This is a genomic window from Pseudomonas sp. TE12508 (genome assembly GCF_056279485.1).
In genome coordinates, this window is record NZ_JBWCCN010000007.1 from 196,979 (window position 1) to 210,456 (window position 13,478).

The window sequence follows — 13,478 nt, forward strand, 5'->3', positions numbered from 1 at the left end:
AATTTCAGTCAAGGCATTTCGATGAAGGATTTGAATCTGCTCTATACCTTTGAGGCGTTGTGGCGAGACCACTCAGCCTCCATTGCGGCGCAGAATTTGGGTGTTACGCAGGCTGCCGTCAGCGGTTCGCTCAAGCGGTTGCGAAACGATTATGGAGACAGGTTGTTTACGCTGGTCGGTCGCCGAATGGAGCCGACGCCGTTTTGTGTCCATATCGCGCCGCGACTGTTGGCCTCCCTTGCGATGGTCAGGGAGGCAGGAAGCCAAATGCCGGTGTTCGATCCGAAAAATTGTGAAAAATCATTCGTCTTTAGAATGCGCGACATTGGCGAGGTCGTTTGTTTGCCGCCCATCTTGAGCGAATTGTCCAGGGTTGCACCTCAAGCTCGAATACACACCGTCGTGGGTGGGATGGATGAGACGCTCAATGGCCTGTCCACTGGCAGAATCGACCTGGCGCTCGGCTTTTTGCCGACCCTTCAGACTGACATTCACCGTACGCCTGTTATTTCTCAGTATTACGTCTGCGCCATGCGCAAAGACCACCCCTTGGCACATCGCGGCTTGAGCCTCGAAGCCTTTGTCGCCAGTGAGCATTTGTTGGTGGAGTCAGGTGGTGGCGGTCACCAGGCACTGGAGCGTGCTTTGGTCGATGCGGGCGGCAGAGACTGCATTAAAATGCGCACCCCTCAGTTCTTGTCCGCTCCGCACTTGCTGTTGGATACCGACATGATATGGACGCTGCCCATTTCCCTGGGTAAAACCCTGGCGCGCTTTTATCCTCTCGTCATACACCCTCTGCCCCTGCAAATACCCTCGTTCGAGATTGATCTGTACTGGCATGACCGATTTCACCGTGACCCTCAGAACAAGTGGTTGAGAGAAATGGTCGGCCAGGTACTGCGCAGCCAACAATCAGCCTGGCAATAGTCGCTTTCAAAGGGAACCGTGGCCATTAAGGCGTTATGTTCCCCGAACTCAAAACATCAATCGGCGCGGCCTTCGCCTTCATCAGGCGACGCGCTCAACGGTGATGCTTCGCTCCTGGATGCTCTGGGGTAAATGGAGGCTCAGGTAGTCGATCAGGCTGCGAACGGAGGGCAACATACCCTTCGGTTTGGGGTAGAGCAGATGGATGATATGCGTTGCACCGGTCCAGGAGGGGATGACGACTTCCAGAGCCTTCGCGCGCACCGAAGCGGCGGCTATGGGTTCCGGCAACAAGGCGACACCCAGTCCATTAACAGCAGCTTCCAACTGCATACGCAGGTCGTCGCATATAAGACGTGGCTGATGGCTGACCAGCAGTTCTTCACCTGATGAACTGCGCAGGAACCAGCGACCGACGCCATCATGGATGTCACCAGGGCGCGAAAGCGTCTCGATTTCCGAGAGGGCATTGATCGTGGCAGGCCGGCCGACACGATCGAGAAAGCGGGGGCTTGCGACCAGAATCTGCCTGGTTGCCCCTAATTCCTTTGCGACCAACCCGGCTGTTTCTTCAATCCGGGCACGCGATCGCAAGGCCACGTCGAAGCGCTCTTCAAAGAGGTCGACCTCTCGATCTACGGCATTCAACTCAAGCCGTACCTTCGGATGTTTTTCCATGTACCCAGGCAGCAGGGGGGCTAAATAACTCTGCGCCATCACCTGAGGACAGCTCAACCGTACCAACCCGACGGGTTCTCGTCGAAGGTGCTCCACGCTTTCATAGGCGGTATGCGCACCCTCGACAACGGGTTGGCTGAGCGTAAAGAAATGATGGCCGGCTTCGGTCAGCGAAACCTGGCGCGTTGTGCGATGTAACAGCCTGGCCCCCATCCGCAATTCAAGATCCGCGATATGACGACTGAGCAACGTTTTTTCAATGCCCGTTGCCCGTGCCGCTGCCGAGAACCCTCCATGTTTGACCACCAGTACAAAGTAATAAAGGTCATTAAGGTCTTTCATGCAGTGACGCTCTCCTGCGGGGGCCGTTGAGCAACCGTTAACGGCGAAGGCTGATGTAGCCATCATTGATCAAGCTGGATGCGGGATAAACTGGCTACAATTGAAATGACTGATCCACTGATGGAGCAATCAATATGGAACTTCTGAACGACATGGCGTTGTTCGTCGAGGTCGTCAAAGCCCACAGTTTTCGCAAAGCCGCAGAAGCGATGGCGATGCCCAATTCGACCTTGTCGCGACGCATCAGCGGGCTTGAAAAGGCCATTGGCTTGAGACTGTTAAATCGCACCACGCGCAAGATCGAATTGACCGAAGCAGGGCAATTGTACTTTGACCGCTGCAAGCGAATCGTTGACGAGGCGCGGCTGGCGCACGAGCAGCTGGGTGAAATGCTCGCGCATCCAAGCGGCCTTTTGCGCGCGTCATTGCCGGTGGATTTCGCCAACATTTACCTGGCGCCCCTCATCGCCGAGTTCGCCCGACGGTACCCTGGCATCAGCTTTGAATTCGACCTCACGCCGCGCCAGGTCGACCTGGTCAGCGAACCCGTCGATGTGGTTATTCGCATGGGCGAACCGGCAGATTCGAATCTGATTGCACGCAAGCTGGCGAGCCTCTCTCGTCGTTTGTACGCTTCGCCTCGTTATCTGGAACTCAATGGAGCGCCCCGCAATCCGTCTGAGCTGATAAACCACGAATGCCTGCGACTGCGAAAGGCTGGCAAGTGGCAGCTCTCCCACGCAGGCGAAGTGGTGGAAATCGAGGTGGGTGGACGGTTTCAACTCAATAGCGTCGGGATGCTTCGGCGATTGGCGACACTGGATCTGGGGATAGCGCTGCTGCCTGAAGGCATTGCCGCGGACGATCTGCACACTGGCTTGCTGCAACCGGTACTGGCCCAATGGCACGCCAATCCGATCCCGGTGTATGCCCTCACTGAAACCCGCCTTTTGCCTGCAAAAACTCAACGTTTCATTGAGTTTCTGCGTGAGCACCTTGAGCACGCTTGACTGGCTGAGTCCGGCTAGTGCTGAGCCAATAAAGGCCACCTATTGCTGTCGCGCCGATCAGCACAGGAAGCGCCAACCAATGGAAGAAGACCTGTGATGTGCCCGCGGTGGAAATAAACCAGGCGCCCAGCATCGAGCCGACAATTGAACCGCAACGGCCGACGGCCATTGCCCAACTCACCCCGGTCACCCGGGCGGCGGTGGGGTACAAGGTGGCTGACACCAGATTGAGGCCATTTTGCGCACCGGCTACACCAAAGCCGATGAGAAAAACCATGGCGGCCAGCTGATAGGGATCCCCCATCAGATAGCCCGTGACGGCAATGACCACAGCTGTCACCGAGTACGAGAGGGTCAGCACAGGGTAGGGGCCGACGCGATCCATCAGCAGGGCCATGAGAATGGCGCCGACGATACCGCCCAGCGGCACCATGGCGCCAATACGTGAAGCGTAAGCAATATCGTAGCCGGCATCTTTGAGCAGGGTCGGCAGCCAGCTGGTCAGCAGATAAAACACAAAGAGCGAGCAGAAGAAGGTCACCCACAGCAGCAATGTCCGGACCAATCGGCCGTCGATGAACAGCTGCGAGATTGGCGACCTGACCTGGGCCGGGCGTTCGTCATCGAGGATCGTTATACCGCTCCAGCTCTTTCGGGTGATGCGTTCGACCACCCGACGCAAGGCGTCGGCATGTTTGCCCGAGGACGCCATGAACCGAACCGACTCAGGCATTAGCCAAGCCAACAGTGGCAGTAGCGCCAGCGGCATGATGCCACCGAGCACCAGCACCGAACGCCAGCCGAATGCAGGAATCATGTGTGCGGCGAGCATGCCGCCCAAGGCAAGGCCAGCCGTGAAGCCACTCCAGCTCAAGGTCACCATGATCATGCGCCGGCGGGCGGGGGAGTATTCGGCGCTCAAGGCAATGCACGCCGGCATCGCCCCTCCCAGGCCGATGCCGGTGATAAAGCGCAGAATCGTAAGCGACTCGATCGATTGGGTATAGGCGCTGGCCAGGGTGGCGAGACCAAATACCAGCACTGAAATCAGTAAAACGCTTTTACGCCCGATGGCATCGGCGACCGGCCCCAGTATCAGGCTGCCGACCATCAAGCCGAACAATCCGGTTCCGAAAACCGGTGACAACTGGGCAGGCAACAGACCCCATTCTTCGCGCAGCGACGGGGCGATGTAACCAATGGCTGCGGTATCGAAACCATCCACCAGGACGATGAGGAAGCACAAGGCAAGGATGACGACCTGGTATGGCGAGATCTTCGCGCTGTCGATGATCTCGCCAATTCGGGCGTTGTCAGGGTTCATGCGGCTACCTTTTATTTTTTTTATCTGGACGTGATCGTCGCCAAGCGCTTTAAATAAAGGAAGCCAATTCTAATTATTCAAACTATCTGGTTTTGTTATACCTATGCGCACCGACCTCAACTTGCTCCGCGTCCTGCTAGCCGTTTATGAAACCGGCAATGTCACCGCGGCGGCGAAGCGGCTAGGCATGAGCCAGCCCGCAACCAGTGCGGCACTGGCTCGCCTGCGTCACTCACTGGGGGACCCACTGTTCATTCGCTCGGGTAACGTGATGGAGGCGACGCCACGGGCGCAAGGCATCATTGAGCGCACCCGCGAAGTGATCGAAATAATCGACCGGGACATCCTCAGCGGCCCGACCTTCGACCCTGCTACCAGCGACCAGGAGTTCGTCTTTTGCCTGAGCGAAGTGGGTGAAGTGGTCTTTCTACCTGCGCTATTCCAGAGCCTGCGCAGCGCGGCACCGAATACCCGCATTCGAACTGTCAGTCTGGCACCTGATGAGCTTGTGGAGAACCTGCATGAAGGCCGGGTCGATGCGGTGCTTGGCTATTTTCCCGACCTCACAACCCCCAACATCTATCAGCAGCGGTTGTTCTCTCATGACCTAGTCTGTCTGATCCGCCTCGATCACCCGCTGGCGGGGGAGCAACTGTCCCTGGAGGACTTCATCAGGCTGGAGCATCTGCAGGTACGTGATGGCAGCCGACGCCAGGAAATGTTCGAAGCCCACCTGACCAAAGCAGGTATCCACCGCAACATCGTGCTGCAGACTTCTCACTACATGAGTGTGCCATCGATCATCGAACGCTCCGATTTGATCGTGGTGTTGCCACGCACCGTCGCCAACATGTACACGCATAATCTGAACGTGCGAATGGTCGAGCCTCCCGTGGACATTCCACGCTACGACCTCAAACAGTACTGGCATGCACGCTTTCACGAAGCGCCGAGAAGTGTCTGGCTGCGGCGCTTGATCATGTCGGTATTCAATGGGTGACGTATCAGGTCAATCTGGAACGATTGACCTGGCAGAAGGAGCGAGAAAAACGCATTTAGCAGAGTGTCAGGGCTTTTTTCACTTCATCGTCCAGACTATGTTGCCAAACCCAATCTAGGCGCTGTTCCAACGCGTCCTTCAATTTCCGGGAATCGCGACCAACGGTTGGGTTCTTGTATTCGTACAACTCACCGGCTTCCCAGGACGTGCGCTGAACGCGCGAGGCACGCTCGCGTCGGACCTCATCGTAGGCCGCCAGCAGTGCGGGTACATCCGCCGCTGAAGCCGCCTCGTTCGAAAGCAACTCTGCCAGGAAGTAAGCATCTTCGAGGCCCTGGCCTGCGCCAGCACCCTGGTGTGGCAGCATCGCGTGCGCCGCGTCGCCAATGAGTGCTACTCGCCCGTGGACATAAGTGGGTAACGGCTCCACATCGTGAAGGGCCCAAAGCGTCGGGTTTTCAATGCATTGAAGTAGCGTTTTTACGGCAAGCCCTGAGCTTTCAAAACTGTTCAACATTTGCTCTTTCGAAGCCGCTTTTACCCATGGCATGTCGGCCGGCCAGGAGGGATGTTCGACATGGCGGTCGGACACAAAGGCAACGATGTTGATCAGACGCCCCTTTTTAACGGGAAACGTCAGGACGTGGGCGTCTTCGCTCAGGTACATCTGAGGCACGTTGAGTAAGTGCTCATCCAGTGCTGCCGCACGATAAGCATCACGGAGTACCGCCGTTTCCACCAATCCCCTGAACGCTGACGTGCCGGTGAAGCGCGGCTTTACGGCTGAATGGCCAGCAGCAGTAAGCAGGGGATTACGCAGGGCTGATTTGATTCCGTCTGCGGCAATGACAACGTCGGCTGGGTAGGAGCTGCCGTCGGAAAACTTCAGTGATACTTCGTTATTGTTTTCTTCATAGCCGACGACTTGCCTGCCCAATGACGCAATGCCTTGCGGTAGGCGCTTGGCCAACAGATCGATGAAGTCGGCGCGATGGACAGATGATTGCCCTACGCCCGGCGCAACGCTGGTACCAATCAGTGAGGCATCGTGCGCATGACGCCACTCGAACCAGACGTCCTGCCAGGGGGCAGAAGTGCTGTCGGCAATTTCATGGTAGTCCTCGCCGATACCGAGCTGCTTGATAGCCTGTACAGCATTGGCGCCAAAAGAAACGTCGGCGCCGATTTCACCGAAAGCGGGGGCGACTTCAAACAGCTTGACGTGTGTCATTCTCTTTTTTATCAGGCCTAGTGCCAGGGCAGTCCCGGCAATTCCTCCACCCACGATGGCTACACGTAGCGCATGCTTGCGGTCCATTGAGTCACCTTTCTATTGTGATTATTGGTGGGACATTTTTCGCAACTTTGATGCGCAGCGTCCAAGACTTTGTCCCTATGCAACATAGCCTCGCGGCTATACTAGGGAACCTCCCTGGTAGAAAGGCCGTCATGGATATCCGTCAAATCAAGCGTTTTATCGCGGTGGCAAGAACACGGAATTTCACCAAGGCAGCGCAGTCGCTGCACGTCGCGCAGCCGTCACTTAGCAAGCAGATCCATCTACTCGAGGAAGAGTTGGGTTTTCAACTATTCCTTCGTGAGACACGCCCCATTCAGCTGACCCCGGCCGGTCAGCGATTCTATGAAGATGCCATAGCACTCATTGGCAAATTCGAACAGATGACGGCAAATGCTCGTCAGACGGCCTTGGGCACACGTCAGACGATCACGATCGGTTTCGTTGCCTCGGCCTTGTATGGTGCCCTCACGACGATTATTCGCCGTTTGCGAAGAGTTCGGCCGGACCTGGACGTGAAATGGGAGGAAATGACATCTGGTGAACAGATGGTTGCGCTACGAGAAAGGAAGATCGATGTAGGGTTTGGACGCATCCACACGGAGGCAGCCGAGGTCGATCGAATAGTGCTCAGAGAGGAGCGCCTTATGGCTGCCATAGCACCGGCCTTTGAGCTTGCTTCCATATCAACCCCTGTTTCACTAGCTGAACTGGGTGGCTGGCCGATCATTGTTTATCCCTCCCGATTCCATCCAAGCTTCGCTGATCAGGTGTTGAACATGATCAGAGCGAAGGGTGGCGAACCCTCGGAGGTACACGCAGTAGGCGATCTTCAGACAGCGTTAGGATTGGCGTCCGCGGAGTCGGGTTATTGCATCATTCCCGCCTCGGCTCGCCACCTCAGACGTGAGCTGGTTTATCGACTTGTAAGCGACAAAGAAGCGGTCTCCCCGTTGATCATGAGTTACCGCCTTGATGATAACGATAGCGCCGTAGAACTCATCAAAGAGTTAACACGTACGTTGTACGCCGAAAAGCCGGAGTGGTTAGAGCCGGAATATAACCGCATTTTGAATTTCTGACCCTGCCTGTTATTTCCCTTTTAGACCCTTTCACCGTGATTGGAGCGTGAGCGCAACAGTCCTTGGTGATTTTCGTGCCTAGTCAATAGGTAGTGGTCTACCTACAGTTCGGCAACTCATTAACCACCACGACTGATCGGGTGTGTTACTGCAAGATCTGTTCTTATAAAAACAAGCAAGAATAACGGAGTGCTTATGAGTCATCGTCTGCAAGGTAAAGTTTGCATTATTACAGGCACTGGCGGGTCAATGGGGCGCGCGGCTGCGTTAATGTTCGCGCAACAAGGCGCCAAAGTAGTGGGGTGTGACATCTATCATGAGGCGGCTCAGGAGACAGTTGATGCCGTGAAGTCCATGGATGGGGAAATGGTCTCATTAAACAATTGTGACTTGACGGACCCCGCCAACTGCACCCGGCTAGTTGAATTGGCGGTGTCGGAGTTTGGGCGCGTCGATGTGTTATTCAATAATGCGGCGATGGCCTATTTTGGTTGGATTGATCAGATATCAAACGAGGACTGGCATCGAACAATCGATCAGGAACTGAATCTGGTTTTCCATCTCGTGCGTGCCGCCTGGCCGGAGTTAATCAAGTCCCCGGGTGCTTCCATCATTAACACAGCGTCGGTTTCGGCATGGTCGACCTACCGCATGCTCCCCGGAATCGCGCACAGCGCGGCCAAAGGAGCCGTTCTTTCCATGACTCGCCAACTGGCGCTGGAAGGCCGGGTCCATGGCTTGCGCGCCAACAGCATTTCCCCAGGGTTGATTGAGTCTAAGCAAACAATCCCGTTGCTGCAGGATCCCGAGTGGGCTGAAGCTATGGTGGGCAAAGTGATGCTGGGGCGTTTGGGTAAGCCCGAAGAAGTTGCGGCCACTGCTTTATTCCTGGCCTCTGATGAAAGCTCTTTCATTACGGGTACTGATATTCGGGTCGATGGTGGTACCACTGCCTGGTAACTCTGCCTGAGACCAAACTTGATTATTCAATTGGGCCTGCCTGAAACAAGGAGGGATTCTATTGCCTTGCAAATAATAAACACCCCTTAGAGGCAGGCCCTATTGTAGTTGTGAGTAGTTACATCGGTTGTTCTGTTTGTTCGCATGAATCTTCGTAATCAAAATAATAATCCATACGAGATCATCCTTATGTTGCGCGTAAAAGCTATGCGGCTCAGCAAAAGCTCTTCCTTGCTCTGCACGGCGGCCATGCTGCTGACGTGTGCCCAAACTCACGCTACTGAAAATAACGGAACCGCTTACCCACTCGGTCTTGATACCGTATTGGCTGGGCGAATGCCGCCGCCAGGGTTAACCACCTTCTTTTATAGCTCCGCTTACGAGTCGACTGAACTAAAGGGGGCCTATGGGCGCAGCATGGCCGGGATTGAGGACTTCAACCTCAGTTACCAGTCACTCGCGGTATGCCTGGACTACGTTTATTCCGACTACACCTTATGGGGCGCAACACTGGCCAGTCGTGCAGCCTTGCCCTACATAAAAGGGCAGGTGAGTTTTTATACCGAAACGCCCCAAGGGCGTGTCCGCAACAGTGGCAAGGATGAAGGCTTCGCCGATCTGGCGTTTACTCCACTGTTTCTGGGTTGGAGTTCTCCACGTTTCCATCAGATGCTGGGTGTGGATTTTTATGCACCCACCGCTTCGTATGACAAGGATCGGCTGTTCAATGTGGGAACCAACGTGTGGTCCTACTCGCCGTGGTACTCCTTCACGGCGAACCCGATAGACGAGGTGGAGCTAAGCGCCAAGATTCTCTACATGATAAACGACAAGAATCGTGCGACTGATTACCGGTCGGGGCGCGAGATTAATGCTGACTATCATCTTGGCTACAGCTTGAATAAAAATTGGCAGGTTGGGGTCAGTGGGTATTTGTACAAGCAGGTGAGCGATGATGAGCGTCACGGTGAGTCGGTGTGGGAGGACGGCAATCGAGGTCAAGTCGTTGCATATGGCCCTGTTGTGAAATATCAAACCCCCGAATTTGGCGTACTGATGAAGTGGCAGCATGAAACGCTTGTCGAAAACAGGGCTCGCGGGGAGCGACTCTGGCTCCAGGCGGTCATGCGATTTTAAGCCTGGCATACAGGCGTCATCTGCTGAGCAGGCGCCAGTCGTGGCCCTTGCGCCGTGATTGGTGCATCAGCACAACAGTCCTTGGTGATTTTCCTGTCTAGTCAGTCTCTGGTGCCTCATTTATGGTCTGGTGATTAGATCAATCAGGCGGGCTTTGGGATGCTGCAAAAGGAACACTTCAAAACGCTGAGCGGCTTTGGCTCCGTGCACGACGTACCCAAGCTGCCAACAGGTTTTACTGACGTCTTCGAAAGCTACGAGATCGCTGCCAACGGCGTGAAACTGCACGCCGTCATTGGCGGGCAGGGCAAGCCGTTGCTACTGCTTGGAGGTTGGCCGCAAAACTGGTTTGCGTGGCGCTACCTGATGCTGCCGCTGGCCCGCACGTTCACCGTGATCGCTGCCGATCCGCGGGGTGTCGGGCTCTCGGAAAAAGCGCAGGAGGGTTATGACTCAAGGACCTTGTCCCAAGACATGTTTGCGCTTATGGACGCCTTGGGGCATGAGTCTTTCGCCATGGCCGGCCATGACATCGGCATGTGGACCGGTTATGCCATGGCACACGATCAACCCGCCCGAGTCGAGCGCATTGCGCTGGGCGAGGCGCTTATTCCAGGCTTATCGGACTCTCCGCCTTTGCTGCCTGAGCAGCGCTGGCTCAGTGATTTTCTCTGGCATTTCAACTTCAATCGGGCGCTGGGCATCAACGAGCAATTGGTCAGTGGTCGCGAAGAACTCTACTTCGGTCACCAGTTCGCGACGAAAGCAGGGGCGCCAGAGGCGGTACCTCGTTACGCGGTCGACTTCTACATCGAACAACTCAAACGCGATCCACAAGCCCTGCGGGCCAGCTTCGACTATTACCGCGCAATCGATCAGTCGATTCCACAGAACCAAGCGCGCAAAGCAACGCGTCTGACCTTACCGGTACTGGCGTTTTCGGGTGCGCTTGCCTGTGGCGACAGTGTCGAGGCCGAGTTGCGCACGGTCGCTTCCAATGTTGAAACCGTGGTCATTCCGGATTGCGGTCACTATCCGGCGGAAGAACGCCCGGAGGCATTGCTGGCCGCGTTTGAGGCGTTTTTCGCGCCCTATGCACGATGAGAACGATACCCCTAGTGCCAGAGGCTGCCGTCATGTCTGTCGTTATCGCCCCGCTTAGTCGCGCCAACCTCGGCGGCCATTTCCACGGTTTTGGTCTGCGCACCGAGGCAGAATTGATCTCCCCCTTCATCGGGGTCGACCACTACTGGATGGACGCGCCGACCTTTGGGCCACACCAGCATGCGGGCATTTCGGCGGTGTCCTACCTGCTTCCCGATTCCGAGACGGGCATGGCCAATCGTGACTCGATCGGTACCCAGAACGTGATTCAACCGGGCGGCCTGCATTGGACTACCGCCGGCCGTGGCGTGGTGCACGAGGAGGTTCCGGTCGAAACCGGCAAAAAGGTTCACGGACTGCAGATCTTCGTCGCTCTCGCTCCGTCGAACAGGGACATCGCTCCGTTCCCGCTGATACTCGAAGCGCAGGATGTGCCTGTCATGCAGGAGCCAGGTGCCAAGGTGCGGGTGCCGTTGGGGAGCTATCGTGAGATGCGCTCCCCGCTGAGTCCACCGACCGAGGTAACGATGCTCGACATCTCTCTGGAGGAGGGTGCCGAGCTGAGTGTGTCTATTGCCGCAGGCCACTGCATGTTTGCCATGCCAATCGACGGCACGGTGGAGGTGGAGGCCCAGCGCTTCAATCGCGAAGACCTCAAGCTTCCGGTGTTCCCGGCGCAAGATACTCCACGCGAGGTCAAGTTGAGAGCCCCGCAGGGCAGTGCCAACGTCGTGCTGTTCAGCGGGCCTCCGCTACCCTTTGTTTGAACCCAACGAAACGAGGATTTCTACTATGGCTGCCGTACGATTCACCGCAGAGAACGCCGCGTTGTTGCTGATCGACCATCAGGTCGGCACGATGCAACTGATCAAAAACATCGACCGTGACTTTGCCGCCAAGCAGTCGATTGCGCTGGCCAAGATGGCGAAGATCCTCAACATGCCGGTCGTGATTACGTCCAGCCAGGAAGATCAAGCCCAGGGCCCGATTCTTCCGGAAATCGCCGCGATACTCCCAGAAGCGCACGCGGCACGGATCAAGCGTCCCGGTGTGGTCAACGCCTGGGAATACGCCGACTTCCACGATGCAGTGCTCGCCACAGGGCGCAAGCATCTGATCATGGCCGGTGTGACCACCGACGTTTGTCTTATCTTTCCGGCAATCGATGCTGCGCTCGAAGGCTTTGCCGTGCAGGCCGTACTGGATGCTTCGGGTTCGCCGAGCGATCTTTCCGAAGAATTCGCTCGTCAACGAATGCACGACGCCGGCGTCGTGCTCACCGCCACCAATACGCTCATGGCAGAGATCGGACAGGATTGGTCTACACCTACCGGACAGCAGCTGATTGGCTTGTTGTTCACCGATGTATTCCCAGCCTTGGGTGCTGGCATCCAGTAAACCACGATCCCGTCACGTTGCTCGAAGCGCATGGCTCTTCGGGCAACGCGACAGTTCTCAGATCAGTTCACTGCCGCATAACGAAGATATTCGGCGCTGATCCGGTTTGAATGGGTAACCAACCCGCGGATGAAGGGCAATCGTGCTGCTTCATAGCGGGCCAACACGGCGGCAACGGGGTCGTCTGCGCTTCGGTCTGCGAGCATCTGAGCCAGCACCGCCGCATCTTCCACGCCGGTCAAAAAGCCGCGCCCGGTCATCGGAGAAACGACGTGGGCAGCGTCCCCGATGATGGCCAGTGCGCCACGTGCCAACCGCTGCGGTTTGTACTCTGCAATCGGAGCGCCGCTCAACACATTCGCTGAGCGCACGCCGACTGTCACTGCCTCCGCCCACATCTCAGGCCAGACCTGAGGGACCTGGGCGACCAAGCCAGACCTGACGTCTTCATCGATCGTCCCGCGTCCGAGTGTGCCCACGATGTGGCCATCGGCGGTCAGGCAGCCGGTGCTACGGAGCAATGCTTCCTGATGCACATCGAACCATGCGAATGTGACTTGACGCTGACCTGGCTCCATCGAACCGTCGCGACCAGGAAGTACTGCAGCAACCAGACGATATCCGCCCACGAATTCAATCCATAGACCGCCGTCCGATGGCCATTGGACTGGACGCGTCAGCATTCGCTCCTCGACCAGTCCACGCCACACGAGATAACCGGCGTAGCGGGCAAGCGGTACATCTGGCGTGACCGCCTGGCGAACGATGCTGCGATATCCGTCCGCACCGATCACCGCGGCGGCAACCCTCTGCGTTCCGTCAGCAAAGGAGAGGTGTGCCCGATCGCCCAGATCTGTGACCGAGGTGACGGCGTTGCCTTCTTCAAGGACGATGCCGGGTGTTGCGACAGCCCGGTCCCGTAGCCAGCTGTAAAGCGCCGGCCAGGTTGTCAGTTCGCGATAGGCGGGGACCACGGGCAAAATGGGCGCAGTACGCGGATCATGGCCAACTGTCGCCGCGACCATGTCAAGATCGATGCTCAAGCTGTCGCCACCGTGCACGCGACCAACAGAACGCTCAACAACACGAACGGGCACGCCTCTGGTCGCGCAAGCGAGCGCCAGCGTGAGGCCGGCAAGGGATCCGCCGACAATAATGATTTCCGGGTGCGTGGTGTTCATCGCGTGTAAGCACTCATAACGTCAACATTTCTGAA

General features: G+C 56.7%; 12 protein-coding genes and 2 pseudogenes. 10 read left to right on the forward strand and 4 right to left on the reverse strand.

What is annotated here, in order from left to right; all coding sequences use genetic code 11:
* Window positions 1-21 precede the first annotated feature (21 nt).
* Entirely contained in the window at window positions 22-930 is a 909-nt protein-coding gene (locus ACZ9IM_RS11835; protein ID WP_007970773.1) for a LysR family transcriptional regulator, read from the forward strand.
* An 81-nt stretch (window positions 931-1,011) separates the two neighbouring features.
* Here ACZ9IM_RS11835 and ACZ9IM_RS11840 read toward each other — a convergent pair whose 3' ends face one another.
* A complete protein-coding gene (locus ACZ9IM_RS11840) occupies window positions 1,012-1,950 on the reverse strand; it encodes a LysR family transcriptional regulator (RefSeq protein ID WP_476223968.1) in 939 nt (312 codons plus the stop codon).
* Window positions 1,951-2,084: 134 nt separating this feature from the next.
* On the opposite strand from ACZ9IM_RS11840, the gene ACZ9IM_RS11845 reads away from it, so the two are divergent.
* Window positions 2,085-2,960: a LysR family transcriptional regulator gene (locus tag ACZ9IM_RS11845; protein ID WP_476223969.1), complete on the forward strand. Its 876-nt coding sequence runs from the start codon at window positions 2,085-2,087 to the stop codon at window positions 2,958-2,960.
* Here ACZ9IM_RS11845 and ACZ9IM_RS11850 read toward each other — a convergent pair.
* Window positions 2,923-4,284: an MFS transporter gene (locus ACZ9IM_RS11850; RefSeq protein WP_476223970.1), complete on the reverse strand. Its 1,362-nt coding sequence runs from the start codon at window positions 4,282-4,284 to the stop codon at window positions 2,923-2,925. The two genes, ACZ9IM_RS11845 and ACZ9IM_RS11850, sit on opposite strands and share 38 nt — an antisense overlap.
* 103 nt (window positions 4,285-4,387) lie before the next feature.
* Between ACZ9IM_RS11850 and ACZ9IM_RS11855 the strand changes: the two genes are divergently transcribed.
* On the forward strand, window positions 4,388-5,284 hold the full coding sequence (locus ACZ9IM_RS11855) for a LysR family transcriptional regulator (protein ID WP_008049895.1): 897 nt from the start codon (window positions 4,388-4,390) through the stop codon (window positions 5,282-5,284).
* 55 nt (window positions 5,285-5,339) lie between these two features.
* Here ACZ9IM_RS11855 and salA read toward each other — a convergent pair whose 3' ends face one another.
* Window positions 5,340-6,602, reverse strand: coding sequence for a salicylate 1-monooxygenase (gene salA / locus ACZ9IM_RS11860; RefSeq protein ID WP_476223971.1), 1,263 nt, complete (start codon window positions 6,600-6,602; stop codon window positions 5,340-5,342).
* Window positions 6,603-6,733: 131 nt separating this feature from the next.
* On the opposite strand from salA, the gene ACZ9IM_RS11865 reads away from it, so the two are divergent.
* The 7 genes and pseudogenes from ACZ9IM_RS11865 (at window position 6,734) to ACZ9IM_RS11895 (ending at window position 12,262) form a co-directional block, all read left to right on the forward strand.
* Entirely contained in the window at window positions 6,734-7,663 is a 930-nt protein-coding gene (locus tag ACZ9IM_RS11865) for a LysR family transcriptional regulator (protein ID WP_476223972.1), read from the forward strand.
* A 195-nt stretch (window positions 7,664-7,858) separates the two neighbouring features.
* Entirely contained in the window at window positions 7,859-8,623 is a 765-nt protein-coding gene (locus ACZ9IM_RS11870) for an SDR family NAD(P)-dependent oxidoreductase (RefSeq protein WP_476223973.1), read from the forward strand.
* Window positions 8,624-8,812: 189 nt separating this feature from the next.
* Window positions 8,813-9,760: a SphA family protein gene (locus ACZ9IM_RS11875; RefSeq protein WP_476224062.1), complete on the forward strand. Its 948-nt coding sequence runs from the start codon at window positions 8,813-8,815 to the stop codon at window positions 9,758-9,760.
* Window positions 9,761-9,919: 159 nt separating this feature from the next.
* Window positions 9,920-10,864: an alpha/beta fold hydrolase gene (locus ACZ9IM_RS11880; RefSeq protein WP_476223974.1), complete on the forward strand. Its 945-nt coding sequence runs from the start codon at window positions 9,920-9,922 to the stop codon at window positions 10,862-10,864.
* Window positions 10,865-10,896: 32 nt separating this feature from the next.
* Window positions 10,897-11,223: pseudogene (locus tag ACZ9IM_RS11885) on the forward strand (pirin family protein); the annotation flags it as partial.
* 266 nt (window positions 11,224-11,489) lie between these two features.
* Window positions 11,490-11,585 (forward strand): annotated as a pseudogene (locus ACZ9IM_RS11890) (hypothetical protein); the annotation flags it as partial.
* A 71-nt stretch (window positions 11,586-11,656) separates the two neighbouring features.
* Complete coding sequence (locus ACZ9IM_RS11895) at window positions 11,657-12,262, forward strand: isochorismatase family protein (RefSeq protein ID WP_476223975.1); 606 nt, start codon at window positions 11,657-11,659, stop codon at window positions 12,260-12,262.
* A 62-nt stretch (window positions 12,263-12,324) separates the two neighbouring features.
* On the opposite strand, the gene ACZ9IM_RS11900 is transcribed toward ACZ9IM_RS11895, so the two are convergent.
* On the reverse strand, window positions 12,325-13,443 hold the full coding sequence (locus ACZ9IM_RS11900; protein WP_476223976.1) for an FAD-dependent monooxygenase: 1,119 nt from the start codon (window positions 13,441-13,443) through the stop codon (window positions 12,325-12,327).
* Window positions 13,444-13,478 lie beyond the last annotated feature (35 nt).